Raw genomic sequence first — 239 nt, 5'->3', positions numbered from 1 at the left:
AATCCCCCAATGGGTATTACTAGTTGGAACTGGTAGGGCTGGTTGGGCTCGAACCAACGACCCCCGCGTTATCAACACGGTGCTCTAACCAGCTGAGCTACAGCCCCAACATTTTTGCGTTCTTCTTACTACAGCCGATAAGTGTGGACGTCAGGCGGAGTGCCTACTCTAGAAAGGAGGTGATCCAGCCGCACCTTCCGATACGGCTACCTTGTTACGACTTCACCCCAGTCACGAAT

Annotated in this window: 1 tRNA gene and 1 rRNA gene; both read right to left on the bottom strand. The window is 53.1% G+C overall.

What is annotated here, in order from left to right:
- Window positions 1-30: 30 nt before the first annotated feature.
- A tRNA-Ile gene (locus GM668_RS30460) sits at window positions 31-107 on the bottom strand.
- A 65-nt stretch (window positions 108-172) separates the two neighbouring features.
- Window positions 173-239 (bottom strand): 16S ribosomal RNA (locus GM668_RS30455); the annotation flags it as partial.

The sequence above is a fragment of the Pseudoduganella ginsengisoli genome (genome assembly GCF_009720865.1).
GTDB lineage: Bacteria > Pseudomonadota > Gammaproteobacteria > Burkholderiales > Burkholderiaceae_D > Rugamonas > Rugamonas ginsengisoli.
This window is presented reverse-complemented; position numbering and strand designations above follow the sequence as displayed.